Genomic DNA, 23,286 nt, shown 5'->3' with positions numbered 1-23,286 from the left:
TATGGGTGCATCTCGGGTGCAAGACTCAGGGCGTCGCGGGTGCGGGCCGACCGGGAACTCGTAGGGCGTTTGTCAGGGGGTTACGCGTGAACAGGCTTTTCCGGCTCGGACCCGTGCTCCGGGCCCGCAAGGCTCAGGAGGACGCCGCCCGCGGCGCGCTCATCCAGTCCCGTCAGGAGATCCGCGAGGCGCAGCAGCTCGTCAAGCGGCGTGCGCTGGACCTGGCCGGGGCGGACGCCCCGAGCGAGGGCACCGCCCGGGCCATGGTGGCGTCGATGGTGGCCCGGCAGTCGCTGGCCGCCACGCTCTCCGGGGCGCACAAGCTGGTGGACGAGGCCGAGGAGCGTACGCGGGAGAAGGTCGCCGAGCTCGCCGACGCCGCCAAGCGCCGCCGGGCCGTGGAGATGCTCTCCGAGCGGCACGCCGAGACGGTCAAGAAGCACGACGCGGTCGTCGAGCAGAACAACATCGACGAGATCGCGATCACGACGAAGGCGCGCAACGCGGCGCGGGGGGTCGATGCCACGTCGGAGGAGCGGGCCAATCCGCTGCGGACGGGCGGAGGCTCGGTCGCGGACCGGTTGAGCGCCGCCGAGCGGGAGGAGATCGCCCGGGACACCGCCAACTCGGTCGCGGCGCAGCGGCCGATGATCGACCTGGCCGACGCGCGAGTGGCGATCGACGAGGCTCGGGCGCGGCTGTCGCTTGACGCTAAGCGGTCGGAGGACTCCGCCGAAGACGAGAGCGAGGGGACCGACGACGACGGGAGCCGGGCATGAGGGGCGTTGACGGTGTACTGAGCCGGATGTCGGAGCTGCGCTCGCAGCTCGGCCTGGCCGGCACGCAGGTCAGCACCGCCGCCACGACGCAGGCTTCCGGCGCCAAGTTCGCCGCCGCGCTCGCCGGGGCGACCGGGGGTGCGGCCACTCCCGGCGTGACCGGGCAGTCCGTCGTCGACGCCGCGAAGAAGTACCTCGGCACGAAGTACGTCTTCGGCAGCACCGACCCGGCCAAGGGGCTCGACTGCTCGGCGCTCGTCCAGCGGGCATACAAGGACCTTGGAGTGGACCTGCCCCGCACCTCGGGCGAGCAGGCCAAGGTGGGCACCAAGGTGAACGGGCTGGCCAACGCGCGACCCGGCGACATCCTGGCCTTCGACACGCCGGTCGACCACGTCGCCATCTATCTGGGCAACAACAAGATGATCGCCGCGCCGAAGCCGGGCGACCACGTCAAGATCCAATCGGTGTACGAGACCCCGACGCACATCCGCCGCGTGGTCGGCACCGCTCCGGCGGAGGCGGCGGGGGCCACGGCGGCGGCCGCGGCGATCCGGCCCGCCAGCTTGCAGAACTCCGGCTCGCTGGCCGGGGTCCCGTACGGCGACATGTTCGTCAAGGCCGGCGCCAAGTACGGCGTCTCCCCGAAGCTCCTCGCCGCCGTGGCGAAGGTCGAGTCCGGTTACAACCCGCAAGCCGTCAGCAAGGCGGGCGCGCAGGGGCTGATGCAGCTCATGCCCGCGACCGCCCGGGGCCTCGGCGTGGACAACTCCTTCGACCCGCAGCAGGCCATCAACGGCGCGGCGAAGCTGCTCTCGAGCCACCTCAAGGAGTTCAAGTCGCTCCCCCTGGCCCTGGCCGCCTACAACGCCGGCGGCGGCAACGTGCACAAGTACGGCGGCATCCCGCCGTTCTCCGAGACCCAGGCCTACGTCCCCAAGGTGCAGAAGGCACTCAAAGCGCTCGGCGGCTGACCCCGTCGAGCCGGCCGCGAGCGCTCTGTCGCTGCCGTCGCCCGAGAGGTACCCATGACCACATCCGTCACCGGGCCCGACCGCAGGCCGGTCGCCGACCCGTCCTTCCGGGCACCCGCGCGCGGGCAGGACGGCGCCGCGGCCTTCGGCTCGGCACTGTCGGCCGAACTCGACCGCGACGACCGGCCCGCGCCGCCGCCGGATGTCGCCCGCTCTTCGCACGATGCCGGTCGCGGCTCGCACGATGCGGACCGGGGCTCACTCGATGCGGGCCGCGGCTCGGCTCATTCGCTGCAGGACGCGGCCCGGCAGCGGGCTTTTCAACGGCTGACGAACAACCGGCTGCAGCTGCGGGCCGCTCAGCAGCAGGCTACGCAGGACCGGGTGCGGCAGGAGGCCGCCGCTGCCTCTCGTAAAGAACCGCACGACCAGCGTCCCGCGCACCTCGACGGGTCGCGCCGGCCCTCGTCCTCATCCCCTGCGCGCTCGTCTTCCTCGTCGCCCTCGTCCTCATCTGCGTCTTCGTCTTCGTCTTCGCCGGTTGAGCGTTCGGACTCCGAGCGTGAGGTGGTCGCGCCTCAGCCGCCGCCGCTGCACCTTCTGCCGATCAACGCACCGACGCTGTCGGAGGCCACGGCGACATCAGCGGACACAGAGGCGACCGCACCACCTGGCCCTGCGATCCCTGGCTCTGCGACTCTGCAAAATCCGACGGCGGCCGCTGCCGCTCAGACTCAGGCGCCGATTCTGGATGCCGGTGCCGCACAGGCCGCCGCCTGGACCCGCGCCGAGACCATGGCGGCCGGACTCGCCGCCGCCGCGCCCGCCCCGGCAATTGCTCTGGCGCCGAGCAATGCCGCTCAAGGCGCCGCCGTGCAGGCCGATGTCGCCGCTCAGACGGCCGCGTTGAGCAGCGCGAACGGACAGGCCACGGCCGTCGGCCCGGAGGTTGCCCGGGCTGTCGCCGACGGGGTGGGGCACGGGACGTCCGCGCCGGGCGTACCGTTCGGTCCCGCCGTGGCCGCGGCTACCGCGTCCACCGCATCCGCTGATCTCGCTGCTACCGCCGAGGCTGCCCTTGCCGGTGGGCCGACGGCTGCTGCCCCGGCCGGCACTCCCACGACTGGTGCTCCCGCTGCTGGTGCTCCGACGACTGGCGGGCTTGCAACTGGCGGGCTCGCGACTGGCGGGCTCGCGACCGGCGGGCTCGCGACCGGCGGGCTTCCGACCGGCGGGCTTCCGGCCGGCGGGCTTCCGACTGGTGGCGCGGCTGCTGGTCCGGCCGGGGCCGACGCGGCTGCTTCCGCAGCGGGCGCTGGTCTCACACCTCCCACTGCCGAGCCAGCGGCCACCGCCGCCGGCACCTTTGCTGCTCAGACGGCCGAGGCCACTGCCACCGCCGCGTCGGCCGCGCCCGCTGCCGACATCACCGCCGAGCCGCTGAGCAACACCGACGCGACTCCTGGGGTCGGCGACCAGCCGCCGGCGGGCGAGGGTCAGGCCGGAGGCGACGGTACGGCCGGCAACGGCCAGAACTCCGGCGGCCAGTCCGGTGCCTTCCCCGCGCCCCCGGCCGGCCCGGCGCCCACCACTGCTCCGGGCGGCGGGCTGCCCCTGGGCGTCCAAGCGGCTGCCCCCGTGGGCCCGGCCGCGCCCGCCGCACCAGTGTCCGACATCGCCCCGCCGCCCGCGCCGCCGCTGCCCGGGCCGGTCGCCCACCAGCTCGCCACCCGGATCACGCCACTACGGCTGGACGCCGACGGGGTGCACCGGCTCACCGTCAACCTGCACCCGGTCGACCTCGGGCCGGTGCAGGTCGTCGCCGAGATCCGCAACGGCGAGATCAACCTCCAGTTGTCCAGCTCGACCGAGGCGGGCCACGACTCGCTGCGGGACGCCCTCGACGAGCTGCGCCGGGACCTGCAGGACTCCGGCTTCACGAACGCGAACCTCGACCTGCGGCAGGGCGGGGGCGACCAGGCGCGGCAGCAGTTCGCGTTCATGAACCAGGGGCAGGGAGGCGGGGGGCGTACCGGAGGAGGGTCTGCGGCCGGGACCACCGCGCCGGCCGAGACCGCGCCGCCGGAGCCCGCCCGCGTCGTCGAGGACGGCCGCCTGGACACCCAGGCCTGACGCCCGCGCCCGGCGGCGGCGCTGCCGCCCGAGCAGAGCGGGCGGAGTCCCTCGCGCGAGTGGAGCGGGCGGGGCAACGGTGAGCGGGACTGAGCAAAATCGGGCTCGAAAGATCTGGCGCTAAGCGAATCGGCGGTCCGGCCGAACCTGATGGTCGAGGGCCACCAACCGCGAGGGAGACCGGCCGATGACTTCTCCGATCAACGGGTTCGTGAGCAACACGTACGACAACAAGGCCGCCAAGGCGACGTCGACGTACACCAACGGGACCACCACGAACGCCGGCGCGAGCAAGTCCGTCGCGGACCAGGACACCTTTCTCAAGCTGCTGGTGGCCCAGCTGAAGTACCAGGATCCGTCCAACCCGGCCGACTCGACCCAGTTCCTGGCCCAGACGGCCCAGTTCACGCAGGTCGAGAAGCTCGGCCAGATCGCCGAGATGATGCAGGCCCAGCAGCTGATCGGCGCGAGCGCGCTGGTCGGCCGGACGGTCACCTACCAGGACGCCGAGGGCAACTCGCAGACCGGCGTCGTCACCCGCACGAAGCTCAACGGAGACAGCGAACCGACCCTCGTGGTCGGGAACATGGATGTGCAGCTGTCCAAGGTCACGGAAGTCCAGCAGGCAGGGACCGCGCAGTCCGCGGCCACCGCCACCCCGGCCGCGGCAACTCCTGCCGCACCGGCCACCCCGGCAGCGGCAGCTCCTGCCGCGCCCGCCGCCGCACCGGCTGCGGCTGCACCGGCTGCGGCCGCACCGGGCAAGGCGCCGGAAGCCGCCGGGGACACCGCTGGGGAGACCGAGAACACCGCCTCCGATGATCCCGCTACTCCGAAGGAAATCTGACCTATGCTGCGTTCCCTCTTCTCCGGCATCAGCGGTCTCCGCGCGCACCAGCAGATGATGGATGTCACGGGCAACAACATCGCCAACGTGAACACCACCGGTTACAAGTCGAGCCAGGCCGTCTTCCAGGACACCCTGTCGCAGATGGTCAACGCCGCGGGCGCCCCGCAGAACGGCTCCGGCGGCACCAACCCGGCGCAGGTCGGCCTCGGTGTGCGTACGGCGAGCATCAACGCCAACTTCAGCCAGGGCGCCGCGCAGACCACGGGCAAGTCCGGCGACATGATGATCCAGGGTGACGGCTTCTTCGTCGTGAAGAGCGGCGGGGAGTCGGTCTACACCCGGGCCGGCTCGTTCACCTTCGACGCCAACGGCTCGCTGACCACCCCGAACGGCCAGATCGTGCAGGGCTGGTCGGCCGACGGCGACGGCAACGTCAACACCGCGGGCGCCCCGGGCGACATCAAGCTGCCCATCGGCATCAGCCTGGCGCCCGAGGAGACCACGAAGTTCACGCTGACCGGCAACCTGTCCTTCGAGGCGCCGGTCAACACCGCGGCGGCCGGGGCCACGCCCACCCCGGGCAGCTCCAAGGTGATCCCGATCCCGGTCGTCGACGAGAACGGCGCCTCGAGCACGCTCAACGTGACGATGACCAAGACCGCCGCGGACAAGTGGACCGTGACGACGCCGGGCGGCGGCTCCGAGGAGCTCACGTTCGTCAACGGCAAGCCGGTCGACGCCTCCGGCAACCAGGTGACCAGCATCAACCTGACCGACAGCGGCAAGACGTACGCGGTCGACATCACCGACATCACGCACTACTCCGGCAACACGGAGGCCCGGGTCAGCGCCTCGGACGGGTCGGCGGCGGGCATCCTGAGCTCGTACACGGTGTCGAACACCGGTCAGATCGTCGGCGTCTTCTCCAACGGCCTCAAGCAGTCCCTCGGCCAGCTGGCCCTGGCGAACTTCAACAACGTCAACGGTCTCGAGAAGATCGGCGACTCGATGTTCCGCAGCACGGTCAACTCGGGTCTCGCCCAGGTCGGCGCGGCCGGCTCGGCGGGTCTCGGCCTGATCACCAGCGGCGCGCTGGAGATGTCGAACGTCGACCTCGCACAGGAGTTCACCAACCTGGTCATCGCCCAGCGGGGCTTCCAGGCCAACAGCCGCATCATCACGACCTCCGACGAGATCCTCCAGGAACTCGTCAACCTCAAGCGGTAGGACCACCAGCACCGGCGGAGGCCGGGACGGGCTGTGCGCCCGCCCCGGCCTCCGTGTTTTCCGAGCTTTTCCGGGCGCTCGCACCCGAACAGCGACCGTCCCGCGCTCATCGGCAACCGGCCTCGGGCCGAACAGCCTACTGACGGGCCACGGATGGCCCACCAGCCCAGCCAAACCAAGGACGGACTACTCGTGATCCTCGTAACCCGCTTGAACGGCAGCGTGTTCGCGCTCAACCCGGACCTCGTCGAGCGCGCCGACTGCACGCCCGACACGGTCATCACGCTGGTGGACGGCACCAAGTACGTCATCGCCGAGTCCGTGCCCGAGTTCATCGACTCGGTGCGCCACTACCGCGCTTCCCTGATCGCCCAGGCCAGCAACCTCGAGGCCGCTCCGCCCGCCGCCGACCTGACCGACGACGAGCTCAGCCGCCCCGCCGGCAACGTGCTCCCGCTGCACCGGAAGGACCGCTGACCATGGATCTCGCCTCCATCATCGGCGTAGTCGTTGCCCTGATCATCGTCTTCGTCGTCCAGGCGCTCGAGGGTGGTCACGCCGGCTCCATCATCCTGATCCCCTCGATGCTGCTCGTCTTCGGCGGCGCCTTCTGTGCCGCCATGGCCGGCGCGATCCTCAAGGACGCGCTCAGCGTCGGCAAGCTGTTCCAGAAGGTCTTCCTGGCCAAGGTCGCCCCGCCCACCAAGCTGGTCGACGACGTGGTCAAGCTGGCCGAGCGCGCCCGCCGCGAGGGCCTGCTGGCCCTCGAGGACGCGGTCAAGACGGTCGAGCACCCCTTCCTCAAGCGCGGCCTGCAGCTCGCGATCGACGGCACCGACCCGGAGGAGCTGCACGACATCCTCCACGCCGAGATCGCCGCCAAGAAGAAGGCCGACAAGGCCGGCAAGAAGATCTTCGAGAACATGGGCGGGTACGCCCCCACGGTTGGCATCATCGGTACGGTCATGGGCCTCGTGCACGTGCTCGAGAACCTCGACAAGCCGGAGACGCTCGGCCACTCGATCGCCGCGGCGTTCGTCGCCACCCTCTGGGGCGTGCTCTCGGCCAACCTGATCTTCCTGCCCGCCGCGGCCCGTCTGGACCGCCTGTCCGGCATCGAGGTCGACGAGATGGAGCTGGTCATCGACGGCGTCCTGGCCATCCAGGCCGGCTCGAACCCGCGTCTCGTCGCCCAGAAGCTCCGTAGCCTGCTCCCGCCGGACGCCGCCAAGGCGGCCGAGGCCGGGGCCAACAAGAAGGCGGCCTGATCTAGATGAGCTCTGGCGGCAAGCCCAAGAAGAAGGGCGGTCACGAGGAGCACGAGGAGCACGTCAACCACGAGCGCTGGCTCGTGTCCTACGCCGACATGCTCACCCTGCTCTTCGTCCTGTTCGTGGTGCTGTTCTCGATGAGCAGCGTCGACCAGAAGAAGTTCGCCGAGCTGGCGGCCGGTCTCTCCGAGGGCTTCGGCGCCGCCAGCGCGGCCTTCTCCGGCAACGTCTCGAACCTCGACGGCGCCGGCCAGGCCAGCACGGTCGTCCCGATCGACCCGGGCGTCAACCCGGGCGGCGGCGACGGCGGCACGGCCGGCATGACCAAGGAGCAGAAGGAGGCCGTCGAGAAGGCGGTCAAGGCCGCCGAGCGCGCCGAGTCCTCCAAGAACGCCCAGGCCGCCGTCAAGGAGGCCGAGAGCCTCAAGAAGCTCGAGAACAAGATCGCCGACGCGCTCAAGAAGGCCAAGCTGCTCAACCAGGTCAAGTTCACGATCGACCAGCGCGGCCTGGTGGTCACCGTGGTCACCAACGAGGTGGTCTTCGCCGGCAACCGGGCCGACCTGCAGCCCGGCGGCAAGAAGATCCTGGACGCCATCGCCCCGGCGCTGGCCAAGCTGCCCAACAACATCGAGGTGGACGGGCACACCAACCAGCTGAAGGCGACCACGACGTTCTATCCGAGCGGCTGGGAGCTGTCGGCGGCGCGGGCCTCGGCCACGGTGCGGTACCTGATCGCCGACGGCCTGCCCAAGAAGAAGATGAGCGCGGTCGGCTTCTCCGACACCAAGCCGCTCATCCCGGCGAGCGACCCGCGCTCGGTGACCATGAACCGCCGCGTCGACGTGATCGTGCTGACCACGCTGACCGCCGACCAGGCGTCCCTGCTGCCCACGGCGGCCGGCGACGACAGCGAGCTGCACACCGGCCAGACCAGCGCCGAGGCGGCCGCCGCGGCTAAGGCTTCGGCCGGAACGACCGAAACGACCACCGAGTCCACCACCACCCACGACTGACACGAGAGGAGCTACCGATGGCTGATGACAAGAAGGACGCCGAGGCGCCCAAGAAGAAGTCCCCCAAGATGCTGATCATCATCATCGCGGCCGTCGTGTTGCTCGGCGGCGGTGGCGCGGGCGCGTACTTCGTGTTCTTCAAGGGCGACTCGGCCGAGGCCGAGAAGCCGGAGCCGGAGAAGGGCGTCGTCACCGCCCTGGAGAACGCCATCACGATCAACCTGGCCGACGGGCACTACCTGAAGCTCGGCTTCGCCCTGCAGCAGACCGCCGACGTGGCCGAGGCCGTCGACCTCAGCGAGGCCGCCGACCTGGCGATCGACCAGTACACCGGCATGACCGTCGCCGAGCTGTCCACCGAGAAGGGCCGGCTCAAGGCCAAGGAGGACCTGCTGGCGAAGATCGAGAAGGCCTACGTCGAGGAGGACAAGCAGGCCGTCATGGACATCTACTTCACGCAGTTCGTCACGCAGTAGGGAACACCTGGGCTGGGTGTGAATCACGAGTGATGAGGGCGGGTCCGCGAAAACGCGGGCCCGCCCATTCCTCGCTTCCGCCTCAGCGGTTGCGGGCAGGGTGCCGATGGGGTTGATGTGACCAGTTCCCCGACCCGTTCCCCCGGCAAGATGTCCCGGCGCGGCGCCGGCGCGGGACCCACCTCCTACGACTTCCGCAAGCCGATCAAGCTGTCCCGCGAGCACGTCCGGACGCTGCAGATCGCCTTCGAGACGTACGCCCGCAGCTGCGGCACGCTCTTCACCACCCGGCTGCGCGTGGTGAGCAGCGTGTCCCTGGTCTCGATCGAGCAGCTGAACTACGACGAGTACGTCGCCTCGCTCTCCAACCCGACCGTGATCGCCGTGGTGTCCATCGACCCGCTGCCCGGCACGGTCCTCATGGAGATGGCCTCCTCCGCCGTGATGACCGCTATCGACCACATGCTCGGTGGCCCCGGCGGGCCGCAGCCGGAGCGCCCGCTGACCGAGGTGGAGATGCCGCTGCTGCGCGGCCTGCTCGAGCGCATGCTGGGCGAGCTCCGGTACGGCTTCGAGACGCTGGTCGACATCCACCCGAAGCTCAAGGACATCGAGTACAACGCTCAGTTCCTGCGCGCCCATCAGCCCGGTGACGCGGTGGTCGTGGCGACGTTCGAGATGAAGATCGGCTCGGAGGAGTGCGCGGCCACGCTGTGCGTCCCGTTCAACACCGTGCTGCCCGTGCTGGAGAAGCAGGAGCAGATCGAGCTCACCCCGCAGGAACGGATGGTCCGGGACACCTCGCTGCGCAACCTGACGGCCGGTCTTTCCGCGGCGCCGATCGACGTAGCTGTCCGATTCCAGCCCATCCGGATGCGTACCGATGACATCGTGGATCTACGCCCCGGCGACGTCGTGCCGCTCGGGCACCCGACCAGCGTGCCGCTCGAGGTGACAGTCAACGAGACCGTTTTTGCCCATGCGGTGCCCGGCAATCAGGGCGCCCGGCTGGCGTGTCTCGTCGTGCCGTCGCCCAAGGAGGAAGAACGTAGATGACCGCGCCTACGATCACCGAGCCCCAGCTCGCGCTGGTCCGGACCGCCGCGGTGGCGGCCCTCGGGGTGCTGCCGACCAGCCGCGAGCTGACCGCCGGCAACCCCGTGGCGGCGACGCCCGACCTGCTCACCACCGGCCAGGCGATCACCGCCCGGTTCAGCGGCGCCGCCACCGGCGAGGTCGTCGTGGTCGTGGGCCAGGACCTCGCCGACGCGCTGAAGGAGAGCCCGCTCGGCGAGCTCGACCTGACGGCGGCCGTACGCCCGGCGCTGGAAGCCGCGGCCCGGGCCTTCGGACCGGTCGTCCTCGACCCTGGCCAGCTCATGGAGCCCGGCGTGGCGCTCAGCTCCATCGCCGCCAAGGGCGACGCCGTGGCCGTGCCGCTGCTGGACGCCGGGCAGGTCAACGCCGTGCTCGCCATGGCGCTCACCCCGTGGCCGGCCGACGCGGGCGGCGGCGTCGCGCCCCGGGGACCCGCCGGAGCGGCGCCCATGCGCGGCGGCCTCGACATGCTGCACGACGTCGAGATGGAGGTGTCGGCCGAGCTGGGGCGGACCCGGATGAGCGTACGAGAGCTCCTGAGCCTGACCCCCGGCGCCATCGTCGAGCTCGACCGGGCCGCCGGCAGCCCCGCCGACCTGCTGGTCAACGGCCGCCTCATCGCCCGCGGCGAGGTCGTCGTGGTCGACGAGAACTTCGGCATCCGGATCACGGAGATCGTCGCCCCCGGCACCGAACGGGAGTGAGACGTTGTTCGAACTCGTCCTGCGCATCGGCTTCTCGCTCCTGGTCGTCCTCGGCCTCATGTGGGGAATCGCCCGGGTCCTGCGCCGCGGGGGCGTCGGCCGGCGCGGGACGGGCACGCTGTCGATCCTCGGCCGCACCACGCTGAGCCGGGGCTCCTCCGTCGCCGTGGTCCAGGTGGCCGACCGCGCCCTGGTCCTCGGCGTGACGGACGCGCACGTGAGCCTGCTGGGCGAGACCGACCTGGCCGCCTTCGTCCACGAGCACGAGCACCGGGACCACCTCGAGGTGGACCCGGCCGACCCGGAGCACCCCGTCCACGCGACGGTGCTGCCCCACCACGGCGGCAAGCTGGACGGCTCGGTGCTGTCGCCCCGGACCTGGCACTCGACCCTGGACTTCCTCCGCGACCGGACATCGAGGCACTGACATGTGGCGGCGCGCGCTCCTGATCCTGCTGCTGGCGCTCGGCGGGTTGCTGCTGCCCGCCGTGGCAGCTCAGGCGGCTCCCGCTCCCACTCCGGCCCCGGTGGGCGTACCGGTGCGGTATGAACTGCCCCGGGCGCCGGTCGGGCCGACCGCACCCGTCGCGCCGACCGTGGCTCCGAGCGGCGGCAGCATCAACTTCAACATCAACGGGACCAACCCGGACGGCAGCAAGCCCGCCACCTCACTGGTGATCGTGCTCGGGCTCACGCTGCTGTCGGTCGCTCCGGCCGTACTGTTGCTGTGCACGTGTTTCACCAAGGTCTTCATGGTGCTGGGCATCACCCGCAACGCGCTCGGCCTCACCAGCATGCCGCCCAACCAGGTGCTCGCGGGGCTGGCCCTCTTCATCAGCCTCTTCATCATGAGCCCGGTGCTGAGCCAGGTGAACGAGCAGGGCGTGCAGCCCTATCTGGCCGGCGACAAGACCCAGTCACAGGCGTTCCGGGACGGTGTCCAGCCGCTGCGCGAGTTCATGCTCAAGAGCACCCGCGAAGAGGAACTGGCCCTGATGATCAAGGTCTCGGGTCAGGAACAGCCGGCGACCAAGGAAGAAGTCGAGCTCACCACGCTCGTCCCGTCCTTCGTCCTCTCCGAGCTGCGCGCCGCGTTCATCATCGGCTTCGTCGTCTTCATCCCGTTCCTGATCATCGACATGGTCGTCTCCGCGTCGCTGATGGCCCTGGGCATGATGATGCTGCCGCCTGTCACCGTCGCCATGCCCTTCAAGCTGCTGCTCTTCGTGCTGGTCAACGGATGGGGGCTGATCATCACGGCGCTGGTGGGCTCGTACCGGTGAACTTTGACCTGCCCACGACCCAGCTGATCGCCCTCTTCCTGGGGTCGGCCCGGGCCGGGGCGTGGCTGATGCTGTGCCCGCCCTTCAACTCGCGCCTCATCCCGGCGCAGGTCAAGGTGCTGCTGTCGATCGGCATCGCGTTTCCGATGATCCCGTGGCTGACGCCGGCCGTACCGTCGCTGCAGACCTCGGCCATCATCGCCGCGACCGCGCTGCAGATCTTCGTGGGTGCGGCGCTGGGCTTCATCACCTATCTGTTCTTCGCGGCGGTGCAGGCCGCGGGTGATCTGCTCGACGTCTTCGGCGGCTTCACGCTCGCCTCCGCCTATGACCCGCTGTCGCAGAACCAGAGCTCGGTCCTCGGCCGCTTCTACAACCTCGTCGCCGCGACGCTGCTCTTCGCCACGGACGGGCACCAGCTGATCCTGCGCGGCTTCGCGCAGTCCTACAAGACGCTGCCGCTCGACGCCGGCTTCTCGCTCGAGACCTTCAGCAATCTGCTCGTACGCGGGGTGGGCGAGATGTTCGTGTCGGCGCTGCAGATCGCCGGGCCGCTGATCGCCGTCCTCTTCCTCACCGACGTGGCCTTCGGCCTGCTCAACCGGGTCGCCCCGGCCCTCAACGCCTTCCAGCTCGGCTTCCCCGCCAAGATCATGCTGGTGCTCGTGCTCTCCGGCACGGCCATCACCATCCTGCCCCGGGTGCTCGACACCATCGTCGACCGGGCGGTCAGCGCGGTCGTCAGCCTCAGCGGGGGGTGATCCGTGTCCGGGGAGAAGACCGAACAGCCGACACCGCAAAAACTCAAGAAGGCCAAGCAGGAAGGCCAGATCGGCCGCAGCCAGGACGTCGGCGCCTGGTTCGGCATGCTGGCGGCCAGCATCATGCTCCCCCGCACCCTCAAGACGACGATGGAGCACTCCCGCGAACTCATGGTCAAGCTCCCGGAAGTCATCGCCGACCCCCAGCCCGGCGTGGCCCTGGCCATCCTCCGCGACGGCCTCATGAGCGCCGCCTGGGCCGTCCTGCCCCTGGCCGCGACCATGATGGCGGTCGGCATCGCCGCCGCCGGCGCCCAGGGCGGCATCCGGGTCGCCACCAAACTCTTCATCCCGAAGTTCAGCCGGCTCAACCCGCTGCCCGGCATCAAGAAGATGGTCGGCCCCCAGGCTCTGTGGGAAGGCTCCAAGGCCCTCATCAAGACCACCGTGCTGGCCATCGTGCTCTACATGACCATGAAGGACATCATCCCCGTCCTCATGACCGCCGGCCGGCTGCAGATCGGCTCCCTGCTCGGCGTGGTCAACGACGCCACCATCGGCCTGATCCGCGCCGCCTCGGTCGCCGGCATCGTCATGGCCGCCGCCGACTACTTCGTCGTGCGCCGCCGCACCAACAAGCAACTCCGCATGACCAAGGAAGAAGTCAAGCAGGAGAACAAGAACACCGAGGGCGACCCGCACGTCAAGGGTCACATCCGCGCCAAGCAGATGGCCATGGCCCGCAACCGCCAGATGGCCGACGTCCCGACCGCCGACGTCGTCCTGATCAACCCGACGCATGTCGCGGTGGCGCTGCGCTACGACCCGGAGAAGGGCGCGCCACGAGTGCTGGCCAAGGGGCAGGGGGCGATCGCGCAGAAGATCCGCGAGGTGGCGTCGGAGAACCGGATCCCGCTGGTGCAGGACGTGGCGCTGGCCCGGGCGCTGGAGAAGAGCGTGGACGTGGGCATGGAGATCCCGGCGGACTTCTACGGGGCGGTGGCGAAGGTGCTGGCGTTCGTCATGAGCTTGAAGGCGAAGGGCGCGGCAGCAGGCACACACCGCAACCCGAACCCGACGCCGGCCTGACGCCCCACGCCGGCAGTGTGGCGCTGTACACATTTGCGACACGCCTTGACACTTCGTTAACAATTCGCCAATCGGGCATTACGGTAACGCCGGTGAGTGACTGCCCCGAACGCCCGATCATTGTCGTCGGATGCCCACGGTCGGGCACCACGATGCTGCAGTTGATGTTGCACGCGCACCCGCGCATCGCGATCCCGCCGGAGACCCGGTTCGTGCTGGCCGCCTATCGCGAGCGGCGCGACTTCGGCGACCTGCGCGTCGAGGCCAACCGCCGCGCGCTGGCCCGCCGCATCGTGGACCGCCGCGAGACCCGCTTCTGCGACCTCGGCCTCGACCCCGAGGAGACAGTCGAGCGCATGGCCGCGGCGCAGGGCACGCTCGGCTCCGTGCTGGGCACGGTCTTCCAGGGGTACGCGGCCCGCTTCGGCAAGCCCCGCTGGGGCGACAAACGCCCGGCCTATCTGCACAACGTCGACCTGCTGTTGCGTCTCTTCCCGGATGCCCAGTTCGTCAACATCGTCCGCGACGGCCGCGACTGCGTGGCTTCCCTCAAGGAGATGTCCTGGCACCGCAAGGACATCTACGCCACGGTCGCCGCCTGGGCCCGGGCCGTCGACGACGCCCGCCGCGCCGCCCGTCGCCTGGGCGACTCACAGTGGTTCGAGCTCCGCTACGAGGACCTGGTCACCGACCCACACACCCAGCTGACCGCGCTGTGTGACTATCTGGGCGAGGACTACGACCCGGCCATGGCGGAGCCGTCAGCCGTCGCCGAGGTCGCGGTGCCGTCCTTCAAGACCTGGCACGCGCGCACCCACGCCCCGGTCAACACCGAGCGCGTGCGCAGCTGGGAAACCCGCCTCACCACGGAAGAGATCGCCCTCTGCGAGGCCGCCCTGGGCCGCCGCCTGCTCGCCAACGGTTACGAGCTGTCGCGCAACGCCCGCCCGAGCCCCGCGGACCTGGTCCGTTACGGCTGGACGGCCACTCCGCAGCGCTTCATCCCGGCCCGCCGCCGGATCAGCCGCGCCGCCGTGCGACTCCGGCCCACCGAGGACCTGGCCCACCTGCCGACGGCGCCACTCCCCCGCGCGGCCGAGGGAGCGGAAACCGCCGCCCACTCCTGAGCGTTCACCGGCGGAACAGGTCCTCCAGGGCCTGTTTCGCCACATCGGGATCGCGCCGGATGGCCGCCCGGAGCTGGATCTCCCGGAACTCTCGCCGGGAGCGCTCCAGCTCCTTCTCCCAGCCGTCCTTCGGCACCACGAGCTCCTCGTCGACGAGGAACTGGATCAGGTCCTCGAGAGCGGGGCGGAAACGCCGGCCTCCGACGGGAAAGTGCAGCTCACCGAACTGCTTCCGCTTGCGCCGCCGACTCAACCCGCGCATGGTCTGCTCAGCCTCGTCGTGCCGGGCGAGGACTTGAAGATGAGCCTCGGGATAGCCGGCCTTGTTCCGCTCGAAGTCGTAGTGGAACCAGCCGTCGAGCGCGTCGCGAGCGCTCTGAACGCGGAAGGTGGAGGTGCGCACCGCCAGATGCGTGCCCTCGTCGTCCAGGCCGAGAAGGTAGTGGACGTTGAGATACAACGGGATCAGGGGATCAGCCGTAGGCAGCTCGATCACTTCCCTCTCGCCACGACGCGACGCGACAGCCACAGCACATGCGGCCGCTTCAGGCTGAGTTGTCGCCCGAATGCTCGCGCCACTGGCGACAGTGGTGTTGAGAAGGTGCTGGATGGCGTCGGCGAAACGCCGGGCGCCGCGCTCGAGGTCACTGAGTGGCATGGAAGTACATCCAGACGATCTTGGCATCATGAGAATCGAAGACGTCCTCGCGCGCCTGCTCCTTGAGCTCCTCGAGGGTGAGGCCGAGCCGAGCGAGGTGAGCGTCGATGTCCGCCTGCCACTCCTCGCGGGTGAGCCGGACGACCTCGGCCTCTTCCGTGCGTTGCGATGGGGTGAGTGTCATGTCATTCCTTCCTCGAAGGGATGACGTAAGACTAGGCTTGTCGCTGGACAGTTGGCAAACGACATCTTGACGTTGGCACAAAGCGCGCCCCACCAGCATGGGCGTCGGCCTGGACCCACGACGTCACCCCGGATGCGGGCGCAACGGCCGCGCCCCCGCGCCCAGCTCGCCGGCCGCCAGTCCAGCCTTCTCGCCGCCCGTACTCATCAAAAAGCGAAAGCCCCCGTCCCAAGCACAACCAGGACGGGGGCTTCACCACGAAATCACGCCATCGACAACGAGAACTTCCCCTTGCCGTACCGGGCGACCTCGATCGTGAGATCGAGCCGCTTGCCGAGCGCCAGAAAGTGGGCGCGGGCGTCGTTCGGGAGGGTGCCGCCCGGATAGATGACCTGGTAGAGCTTGACGTGCGGGGCCCCCTCGCGGTTGAGGAGGCTGGTGAGGATGTTGAAGGCCTCGCCGAGGTTCTCCGCGAGGTTCGGGAAGAGCGTCTTCTCGTCGATCGCGTCCTCGGCCGCGCCGGCGGGGAGGAGACCCAGGGCCGCTCCCACGTTGGCCGCCAGCGAGAGTTGCATGCCCATCACCGCGTAGATCTTCTGGGTCGGATCCGTGTAGATGGCGATGGTGCCGAGCGGGAGATCGTCCCCGGTCATGGGGTCGCCCGGCGCGACGTTGACGTCGCGGCCGAGGAGGTCTTCGAAGAGGTTGCGGACGGCGAGGGAGGCGGGGAGTACCGAGGTGTCAGACATGGGTACATCATCCCAAAATAGGAGAGAAGGCCTCTTGGAATTGGTCAGCTGTGAACGGCTTGACGATGAAGAAGGCCGAGCCGGCGCTCTCCGCCGCGTTCTTCATCTCGTCGGTGCACTCCGAGGTGACGAAGCCGAACTTCACGTTGTTGCCCTCGGCCCGCAGCTTGCGGAGCACCTCGATGCCGGTCATCTCGGGCATGTTCCAGTCCGAGATGATCAGATCGGGGCTCTCGGAGGCCGCCTTGGCGGCCGCCTCCGCGCCGTCGGCCGCCTCGACGAGGTCGTGATTGTCGAAGCCGGCCTGGCGCAGCGTCCGGGTCACGATCTGGCGCATGACCCGGCTGTCGTCCGCGATCAGGATCTTCATGCGTTGTCCCCCGTCTTGGTGCTCTGCCACATGGAGATGGAAATGGGCTCGCCGTCCCAGACGCCCCACAGGCCGCTGATCCGCTCGGCGGCCGGATAGTACGAAGCGGTCTGCGGCGCCAGCACGACGGTCGGGAGCGAGAGGAAGCAGCCCGCGGGCAGCATCGCCTTGACGTTGCCGCCGACGATGTTTGCCAGCTCGCCCAGCACGTCGGAGATGTCCTCCTGGCCGACCTCGTCGAGCTCCATCGCGAGGAACGCGCCGGCCGCCTTGCGCGCGGCCTGCATCGACGACGCGTAGACCAGGTGGCCGTGCCAGGTGCCGGTGATGGACACCGTGGAGTGCACCTCGGTCGGCTGGTCGGCGTCGGCGGTCGGGATCAGCGGGCTGACCCCCTCGGGGTCCAGGTAGGAGGCCCAGACCTGTTCCACCATCTCGGCCAGGTCGTCCTCGGTCACCACGGTTTCGACGCTCATGAGTTCGCTCCGGTCGGTACCAGGCCCAGCAGGGCCAGCTTCTCGATCATCGCCCCTTCGGTGAAGGGCTTGATCACGTATTCGTGGGCGCCCGCGGCGAGGGCCCGGACGATCTGGCTCTGTTCGCTCTCGGTGGTCACCATGACCAGCGTCATCTCCCGCAGCCGCGGTTCGGCGCGGACCTTGGTCACGAACTCGAGCCCGTTCATGTTGGGCATGTTCCAGTCGATGAGGGCCAGTTCCGGCACCTCGGTCATGGTGGACAGCAGGTCGAGGGCCTCCTGACCGTCGCCCGCCTCCACCGCCTCGAAGTTCAGCTTCGCGACGATGCGCTTCAGAATCATCCGCATCGCCCGCGAATCGTCGATCACCATGGCGCGCACCGCAGCTCACCCCTTCCTGACGGCACCGGCTGGCACCGCGCTTCGGACCCGGTAGGCGGAGGTCCGTCCGGCCGCCACCCGCTCGTAGTTGTCGTCGATCCCGATCGTGGTCTCGGCCGCGCCGAGGAAGAGCCAGCCGTCCGGCCGCAGCAGCCGGGCGACGTTGCGCAGCACCGACTTCTTCGTCGCGACGTCGAAGTAGATGAGGACGTTGCGCAGGAAGATCACGTCGAAGGGCTGCATCGGCGGCAGCGGCGCGACCAGGTTCATGTGCTTGAACGTCACGTTGCGCCGCAGGTGGGGCGCGATCCGCCAGTGGGCGCCCACCCGCTCGAAGTACTGCACCAGCTGGGCCGCCGGCAGGCCGCGGTTGACCTCGACCTGGCTGTACTCGGCGGCCTCGGCCCGCTTGACCATCTCGGTGGAGATGTCGCTGCCCATGATCTCGTAGTTCCACCCCGCCGGCAGGGCTTCCTGCAGCGTGATGGCCAGGCTGTACGCCTCCTGCCCGCTCGAGCTCGCCGCCGACCAGAGCCGGAGCTGCCGCGCGCTGCCCCGGCTCTTCACCAGCTCGGGCAGCACCACGTCGGTGAGCGCGGTGAACGGCTCCCGGTCGCGGAACCACGACGTCTCGTTGGTCGTCAGCGCGTCCACGATCCGGCGCTGGTCGGCCGAGTTGGGCTTGCGCTGCAGGTTGCCGATGAACTCGGCGACACTGGCCGCGCCGACCTGCCGGGCGACCGGGATCAGCCGCGCCTCGACCAGGTACTCCTTGCCGGGGGCGAGCACGATGGCCGCCTCCCGCTTCACCAGCTGGGACACGAACTCGAAGTCCGCCTGCGAGAGCGTCATCGGGTCACCGCCGTCGCTCGTGGCGCCCGGCCGACCTGCACCCGCTGCACCAGCGCCGCGGCGATGCGGTCCAGCGGCAGCACCTCGTCGGCGAGGTTCGCGCCCACCACGGCTCCGGGCATGCCCCAGACCACCGAGGTCGCCTCGTCCTGGGCCAAGATCTCGGCCCCTGCGTCGCGCAGCACTTTCGCACCACTCCGTCCGTCGTATCCCATGCCGGTCAGCACCGTCGCGTGTACGGCGGCCCCGTAGAGGGCCGACACCGACCGGAACATCACGTCCACCGCCGGACGGCACGAGTTCTCCGGCGGCGCGCCGCTGAGCTGGGTCAGCGTCGCGGTGCCCCGGCGTTGCAGCACGAGGTGCTTGTCGCCGGGAGCGATGTAGGCCGTGCCCGCGGTCAGCTCCATGCCGTCGGTGGCCTCGACCACGCGCAGCGGGGTGCTGCGATCGAGACGCTCCGCGAACATCCGGGTGAAGACCGGCGGCATGTGCTGGGTCACGACGATCGGCACGGGCAGGTCGGCGGGCAGGCCCTGGAAGACCTTGGTCAGGGCGTCCGGCCCGCCGGTGGACGAGCCGATGGCCAGGATGTCCACCCGCTTCTGCGGGCCGCCCCGGCGTACCGGCGGCGGAGCGGCCGGTGGACGGGCCGGCAGGCCGATCCGCTTGACCGGCGGCGGCGCGGTTCCCGGGCGGGCTGGGGCAGCACTGGGCCGGCGCCCCCCGGCGAGCGCGTGGATCTTGGGAACCAGCTGTTCCCGCACCGCCGCGATCGACTCGCTGACCGAGCCCACGTTGGACGGCTTGGTCACATAGTCCGTGGCCCCCGCGGAGAGGGCCTCCAGCGTCGCCGACGCGCCCGAGGCCGACAGCGTGCTGAACATGATCACCGGGATCATCCGGTGCCGCTTGCGCAGCTCGCGGACCGCCTCGATGCCGTTCATCTGCGGCATCTCGATGTCCATGGTGATCACGTCGGGCTTGAGCTGGTCGATCTTCGCCTGGGCCAGCAGCCCGTTGGAGGCGGTCCCGACCACCTCGATGTCCGGCATGCCGCCGAGCGAGTCGACGATGAGCCGGCGCACGACGACGGAGTCGTCGACGACGAGCACTCGGATCATCGATGTCCTCCGTTCATCCGAGCCACGCGGGGCCTAGGGCGGCGATCACCGGCGACAGCAGCCGGTGCGCCGTCGCGGTGTCCAGCAGATCCCGTACGACCAGCGCCTGCACGGCGCCGCTGAGCATGTTCCACACGCCGCCCGCCCGCTCGGCGAGCGGGATCGACGCGATGTCGATCGCCTGGACCAGCAGCATCTGCGCGGCCGCGGCCGTCCGGACCCGATCCGACAGGTACGCCGCCCACGACGCCGAGTGCACCGCCGGCGACCACCCTCCGGCCGAGCGCCGGGCGTCCGCCGCCGACGAGGTGAGCCGGGCCAGGTCGTTCGCCGAGAGCGAGCGCAACCGGTCCAGCAGCGCGGACACCGCGTAGTGGTGCGGTCCCAGGTCGATGGGCTTGCCGGCCGGCAACTTGCGCAGGGCCGACACCCAGCCCGCGCCGAGCATCCGGCGGGTCTGCTCGTCGAGCACTTCCCGCAGATAGCTGGCCACCGCGGCGTCGCAGAGCAGAGCCGTCGCCGAGGCGGCCGTCTCCGTCTGCGCGGCGTCCCGGCCGCTGCCCTGCCAGGTCCACGCCATGACGTCGTAGCGCAGACAGGTGAGCAGCGCGTCCACCGAGCCGATGGGGGCCCGCTCGACCAGCGCCAGCGAGCTCGCCGGGTCGTCGGGCTTCATCGCCTTCAGCGACGGCAGGCGGCGCGCCGCGCTCTCCACCTCGACCCAGAGCGGGCCGCGCACCCCCTCGTCCGGCAGCCGCTCGGCGAGCGTCGGCAGGTCCCCGGAGCTGAGGCGCAGGGCGCGCAGCAGCACCTCGGCGGTCGCCGACCCGCCCTTGAGGCGGGTCAGGTCGAAGCCGAGCACGGGGGCACTGACGAGGCTGTACATCAGGTGGTGGCTCGAAACGTGTCGACCGCCTGGTTGGCGTCCAGCGCGAGCATGAGCCGGCCGTCCAGCTTGAACGTGCCCACGACCAGCTCGCGGGTCGGGCCGCTGAGCGTGTCCGGCGGCGGCTCGAACATGTCGTCGTCCAGGTCGACGACCTCGCCGATCCGGTCGACGAGCAGGCTGACCGGCTCGCCGTCGCCGCGCAGGATCACGTTCATGACCGGGCCCTGCAGCGCCTGCCGGGCCAGGCCCAGCTGCACCCGCAGGTCCACCGCCGCGATCACCTGGCCGCGGAGGTTGAAGAGCCCGCCGACGGCCGGCGGCGCGAGGGGCACCGGCGTGTACTCGTTGTAGGAGAGGACCTCCTGCACGGTGTCGACCTCGACGCCGAACAGCTGGTCGGCCACCTCGAAGGTGGCGAACTGGCGGCTGGCCATGTCAGGCACCCACCATCATGTCGTTGCCGGACATCTCGGAGTAGAAGTTCGGGTCGGCGGCGAGGATCGCGCGGCGCACGTCCAGCAGCTCGGTCACCCGCTGCTGGATGACCGCCGTGCCGACCAGGCCGTCCTCCTCGACGTCGCGCCGGGCCGTGGCCTCGTTCTCGGCGATGTCGACGATCCGGTCCACCACCAGCGCCACGCTGCGGCCTCCCTCGCTGTAGACGACCACCGAGACGGTGTCGCCCTCCTCCACCTCGCTGTACGCGCCGAGCACGTGCGACAGCCGCATGAGCGGCAGGATCTGGCCGCGGTACTGCACGACCTCGCGCGAGCCGGCCTGTTCGATGCGGCTCCGCGGGAACTCCTCGAGCCGGGTGACCGTGTCGAGCGGGATGGCGACCCGGCGCTCGCCGACCGCGGTGATGAGCAGCCGCTCGCCGTTGCCGGTGCCGGCGCCCGCGCGGGAGGTGCCGGTGATGTTCTCGCGGTCGCCCTCGGCCGCCAGGTGCGAGCGGCGGGCCAGCTGCGACACGTCGAGGATCAGGCCCACCTTGCCGTCGCCGAGGATCGTGGCGCCGGAGTAGAGGCCGATGTCCTTGAGGCGGCTGTTGAGCGCCTTGACCACGACCTCCTCGGTGTTGAGGACGCGGTCGACGACGAGCCCGAAGCGCCGGCCGTCGGCCTGCAGCACCATGATGTAGACGCCCTGGTCGCCGCCGACGTCGAAGCCGAGGGCCCGGTCGAGGCGGACGAGCGGGAGCAGCTTGCCGCGCAGCCGGTAGACGGGCGCGCCGGACGCGTACTCGATCTTCGTGCTGTTGCCGTCGATGTAGACCAGCTCGAGCACGGCCACCTGCGGGATGACGTAGCGCTGGTCGCCGCAGTCCACGGTGAGCGCCTGCACGATGGCCAGCGTCAGCGGGATGTTGAGGCGCCAGACCGTGCCCTCGCCCAGGGTCGAGTCGACGCTGACCGCGCCGCCGATCCGCTCGATGTTGGTCTTGACGACGTCCATGCCGACGCCGCGGCCGGACACGTTGGTCACCTTGGCGGCGGTGGAGAAGCCGGGCTGGAAGACCATCGCCATGATCTCGCGCTTGTCCATGTTCGGCACCTGCTCCGCCCGGAGCAGGCCCTTCTCCACGGCCTTCTGCGCGATCCGGTTGACGTCCATGCCGGCGCCGTCGTCGGCCACCTCGACCGCGACATGGCCACCCTCGTGGTACGCGCGGAGCGTCAGCGTGCCCTCGGGGCTCTTGCCCGCGGCCGTCCGCCGGGACTCCTCCTCGATGCCGTGGTCGACGGCGTTGCGTACCAGGTGGGTCAGCGGGTCCTTGACCGCCTCGAGCAGGGACCGGTCGAGCTCGGTCTCCTTGCCCTCCATGACCAGCTCGACCTTCTTGCCGAGCGACTGGCTCAGGTCCCGGATGACCCGGGGCAGCTTCGACCAGATGTGCTCGATCGGCTGCATCCGCGTCTTCATGATCCCCTCTTGGAGCTCCGAGGTGATCATGCCGAGCCGCTGGGCGCTGCGGACCAGACCGGAGTCGCCGGTCTCCATCACGCCGCGGACCAGCTGGTTGCGGGCGAGCACCAGCTCACCCACGAGGTTCATGAGCCCGTCGAGCAGGTCCACGTCGACGCGGATCGCGCTGTCGGCGACGCTGCGCTTGGGCGACTGGGCCTGCAGCGCCTCGCTGACCGCGGCCGGCTGGGCCTTGCCCTCCTCGAGCAGGATCGTGCCGAGCTTGCGCTCGTCGCCCTCGAGCTGGGCCTGCAGCGCGGAGCTGACGTCGGCGGGCTCGGCGGCGCCGGTCTCGACCAGCACCTCGCCCAGCGGGCGGCGCTGCTCCTCGACCGGCTCGGGCGCCGGGCGGACCGGCGTCTCGGCCACCGGTTCGGGCTTCTCCTCGGGTGCCGGCGCCGCGGGTTCGGCCGGAGCATCGGCCGACGGCGCGTTCATCTGGGCGTGCACCGCCGCGATGATCGCGTCGACGTCGACGCCCTCCTCCGAGTTGTTCTGCTCGATCGCCTCGAGCAGGTTGCGCACGCCGTCGATCGTCGCCAGCAGCGTCGTGATCGTCGTCGGCGTCACCGGCTGGACGCCGTCACGCAACCGCGACAGCAGCGACTCACCCGCGTGCGCCAGAGTCTCCAACCGGCTGAAGGCGAGGAAGCCACTGGTGCCCTTGATGGTGTGGATCGCCCGGAAGATCCGGGAGATCAGGTCACGCGATCCCGGGTCCTGCTCCAGCGCCACGAGGTCCCGGTCGATCTGATCCAGGTTCTCGTGGCTCTCCATGAGGAATTCGCCGACGATCTCGCCAAGGTCTTCCACGCCTACCTCCTGCTCGTTTCCCAAAAGCCCTCATC

27 protein-coding genes are annotated in these 23,286 nt (G+C 70.1%); 16 read left to right on the top strand and 11 right to left on the bottom strand.

Features of this window, described 5'->3' with window-relative positions; translation table 11 throughout:
- The first annotated feature begins 86 nt into the window (after nucleotides 1-86).
- The 16 genes from RAN62_RS13115 to RAN62_RS13040 all read left to right on the top strand — a co-directional run bounded on the left by RAN62_RS13115 (nucleotide 87) and on the right by RAN62_RS13040 (nucleotide 14,788).
- Nucleotides 87-779 (top strand): flagellar export protein FliJ, encoded by a 693-nt coding sequence (locus RAN62_RS13115; protein ID WP_305784869.1) that lies wholly within the window; start codon nucleotides 87-89, stop codon nucleotides 777-779.
- 26 nt (nucleotides 780-805) lie between these two features.
- Nucleotides 806-1,753, top strand: coding sequence for a transglycosylase SLT domain-containing protein (locus RAN62_RS13110; RefSeq protein WP_305784868.1), 948 nt, complete (start codon nucleotides 806-808; stop codon nucleotides 1,751-1,753).
- Nucleotides 1,754-2,548: 795 nt separating this feature from the next.
- The gene (locus tag RAN62_RS13105) at nucleotides 2,549-3,886 is read left to right on the top strand and encodes a flagellar hook-length control protein FliK (protein ID WP_305784867.1); all 1,338 of its coding nucleotides are present in this window, start codon (nucleotides 2,549-2,551) and stop codon (nucleotides 3,884-3,886) included.
- A gap of 187 nt (nucleotides 3,887-4,073) precedes the next feature.
- Nucleotides 4,074-4,733 (top strand): flagellar hook assembly protein FlgD, encoded by a 660-nt coding sequence (locus RAN62_RS13100; protein ID WP_305784866.1) that lies wholly within the window; start codon nucleotides 4,074-4,076, stop codon nucleotides 4,731-4,733.
- Between the two features lie 3 nt (nucleotides 4,734-4,736).
- Complete coding sequence (locus RAN62_RS13095; RefSeq protein WP_305784865.1) at nucleotides 4,737-5,963, top strand: flagellar hook protein FlgE; 1,227 nt, start codon at nucleotides 4,737-4,739, stop codon at nucleotides 5,961-5,963.
- Between the two features lie 192 nt (nucleotides 5,964-6,155).
- The gene (locus tag RAN62_RS13090; protein ID WP_305784864.1) at nucleotides 6,156-6,440 is read left to right on the top strand and encodes a flagellar FlbD family protein; all 285 of its coding nucleotides are present in this window, start codon (nucleotides 6,156-6,158) and stop codon (nucleotides 6,438-6,440) included.
- 2 nt (nucleotides 6,441-6,442) lie between these two features.
- Complete coding sequence (locus RAN62_RS13085; RefSeq protein ID WP_305784863.1) at nucleotides 6,443-7,231, top strand: flagellar motor protein; 789 nt, start codon at nucleotides 6,443-6,445, stop codon at nucleotides 7,229-7,231.
- A 5-nt stretch (nucleotides 7,232-7,236) separates the two neighbouring features.
- Entirely contained in the window at nucleotides 7,237-8,250 is a 1,014-nt protein-coding gene (locus RAN62_RS13080) for a flagellar motor protein MotB (protein WP_305784862.1), read from the top strand.
- Nucleotides 8,251-8,267: 17 nt separating this feature from the next.
- Nucleotides 8,268-8,726 (top strand): flagellar basal body-associated FliL family protein, encoded by a 459-nt coding sequence (locus tag RAN62_RS13075; protein WP_305784861.1) that lies wholly within the window; start codon nucleotides 8,268-8,270, stop codon nucleotides 8,724-8,726.
- 117 nt (nucleotides 8,727-8,843) lie between these two features.
- On the top strand, nucleotides 8,844-9,782 hold the full coding sequence (locus RAN62_RS13070) for a flagellar motor switch protein FliM (RefSeq protein ID WP_305784860.1): 939 nt from the start codon (nucleotides 8,844-8,846) through the stop codon (nucleotides 9,780-9,782).
- The gene (gene fliN / locus RAN62_RS13065) at nucleotides 9,779-10,528 is read left to right on the top strand and encodes a flagellar motor switch protein FliN (RefSeq protein ID WP_305784859.1); all 750 of its coding nucleotides are present in this window, start codon (nucleotides 9,779-9,781) and stop codon (nucleotides 10,526-10,528) included. Before RAN62_RS13070 ends, fliN begins: the two co-directional genes overlap by 4 nt.
- Before the next feature lie 4 nt (nucleotides 10,529-10,532).
- Complete coding sequence (gene fliO, locus RAN62_RS13060; protein ID WP_305784858.1) at nucleotides 10,533-10,955, top strand: flagellar biosynthetic protein FliO; 423 nt, start codon at nucleotides 10,533-10,535, stop codon at nucleotides 10,953-10,955.
- 1 nt (nucleotide 10,956) lies between these two features.
- Complete coding sequence (fliP, locus tag RAN62_RS13055; RefSeq protein ID WP_305784857.1) at nucleotides 10,957-11,811, top strand: flagellar type III secretion system pore protein FliP; 855 nt, start codon at nucleotides 10,957-10,959, stop codon at nucleotides 11,809-11,811.
- On the top strand, nucleotides 11,808-12,572 hold the full coding sequence (gene fliR, locus RAN62_RS13050; protein ID WP_305784856.1) for a flagellar biosynthetic protein FliR: 765 nt from the start codon (nucleotides 11,808-11,810) through the stop codon (nucleotides 12,570-12,572). Before fliP ends, fliR begins: the two co-directional genes overlap by 4 nt.
- Nucleotides 12,573-12,575: 3 nt before the next feature.
- Nucleotides 12,576-13,661, top strand: a complete 1,086-nt coding sequence (locus RAN62_RS13045) for an EscU/YscU/HrcU family type III secretion system export apparatus switch protein (RefSeq protein WP_305784855.1) — start codon at nucleotides 12,576-12,578, stop codon at nucleotides 13,659-13,661.
- A gap of 92 nt (nucleotides 13,662-13,753) precedes the next feature.
- Nucleotides 13,754-14,788, top strand: coding sequence for a sulfotransferase family protein (locus tag RAN62_RS13040; protein WP_305784854.1), 1,035 nt, complete (start codon nucleotides 13,754-13,756; stop codon nucleotides 14,786-14,788).
- 4 nt (nucleotides 14,789-14,792) lie between these two features.
- On the opposite strand, the gene RAN62_RS13035 is transcribed toward RAN62_RS13040, so the two are convergent.
- The 11 genes from RAN62_RS13035 to RAN62_RS12985 all read right to left on the bottom strand — a co-directional run bounded on the left by RAN62_RS13035 (nucleotide 14,793) and on the right by RAN62_RS12985 (nucleotide 23,251).
- Entirely contained in the window at nucleotides 14,793-15,284 is a 492-nt protein-coding gene (locus RAN62_RS13035) for a hypothetical protein (protein WP_305784853.1), read from the bottom strand.
- A 148-nt stretch (nucleotides 15,285-15,432) separates the two neighbouring features.
- On the bottom strand, nucleotides 15,433-15,630 hold the full coding sequence (locus RAN62_RS13030; protein WP_305784852.1) for a hypothetical protein: 198 nt from the start codon (nucleotides 15,628-15,630) through the stop codon (nucleotides 15,433-15,435).
- Between the two features lie 263 nt (nucleotides 15,631-15,893).
- A complete protein-coding gene (locus RAN62_RS13025) occupies nucleotides 15,894-16,379 on the bottom strand; it encodes a hypothetical protein (RefSeq protein ID WP_305784851.1) in 486 nt (161 codons plus the stop codon).
- Nucleotides 16,380-16,386: 7 nt separating this feature from the next.
- A complete protein-coding gene (locus RAN62_RS13020; protein WP_305784850.1) occupies nucleotides 16,387-16,749 on the bottom strand; it encodes a response regulator in 363 nt (120 codons plus the stop codon).
- Nucleotides 16,746-17,225 carry a chemotaxis protein CheX gene (locus RAN62_RS13015; protein WP_305784849.1) on the bottom strand — a complete coding sequence of 160 codons (480 nt, stop codon included), beginning with the start codon at nucleotides 17,223-17,225 and terminating at the stop codon, nucleotides 16,746-16,748. The genes RAN62_RS13020 and RAN62_RS13015 overlap by 4 nt, the downstream gene beginning before the upstream one ends.
- Entirely contained in the window at nucleotides 17,222-17,599 is a 378-nt protein-coding gene (locus tag RAN62_RS13010) for a response regulator (RefSeq protein ID WP_305785278.1), read from the bottom strand. The genes RAN62_RS13015 and RAN62_RS13010 overlap by 4 nt, the downstream gene beginning before the upstream one ends.
- Before the next feature lie 15 nt (nucleotides 17,600-17,614).
- Nucleotides 17,615-18,460 carry a CheR family methyltransferase gene (locus tag RAN62_RS13005; RefSeq protein ID WP_305784848.1) on the bottom strand — a complete coding sequence of 282 codons (846 nt, stop codon included), beginning with the start codon at nucleotides 18,458-18,460 and terminating at the stop codon, nucleotides 17,615-17,617.
- Nucleotides 18,457-19,584 carry a protein-glutamate methylesterase/protein-glutamine glutaminase gene (locus RAN62_RS13000; protein ID WP_305784847.1) on the bottom strand — a complete coding sequence of 376 codons (1,128 nt, stop codon included), beginning with the start codon at nucleotides 19,582-19,584 and terminating at the stop codon, nucleotides 18,457-18,459. The genes RAN62_RS13005 and RAN62_RS13000 overlap by 4 nt, the downstream gene beginning before the upstream one ends.
- Before the next feature lie 13 nt (nucleotides 19,585-19,597).
- Entirely contained in the window at nucleotides 19,598-20,470 is an 873-nt protein-coding gene (locus RAN62_RS12995; protein ID WP_305784846.1) for a hypothetical protein, read from the bottom strand.
- Nucleotides 20,470-20,907, bottom strand: a complete 438-nt coding sequence (locus tag RAN62_RS12990) for a chemotaxis protein CheW (RefSeq protein ID WP_305784845.1) — start codon at nucleotides 20,905-20,907, stop codon at nucleotides 20,470-20,472. Before RAN62_RS12990 ends, RAN62_RS12995 begins: the two co-directional genes overlap by 1 nt.
- A 1-nt stretch (nucleotide 20,908) precedes the next feature.
- Nucleotides 20,909-23,251, bottom strand: coding sequence for a chemotaxis protein CheW (locus RAN62_RS12985; protein WP_305784844.1), 2,343 nt, complete (start codon nucleotides 23,249-23,251; stop codon nucleotides 20,909-20,911).
- Nucleotides 23,252-23,286 lie beyond the last annotated feature (35 nt).

Origin of the sequence: Symbioplanes lichenis, from assembly GCF_030709675.1 — a bacterium.
GTDB lineage: Bacteria > Actinomycetota > Actinomycetes > Mycobacteriales > Micromonosporaceae > Actinoplanes > Actinoplanes lichenis.
The sequence above is the reverse complement of the archived record's forward strand: the minus strand, read 5'-3'. Positions and strand labels throughout refer to the sequence as shown.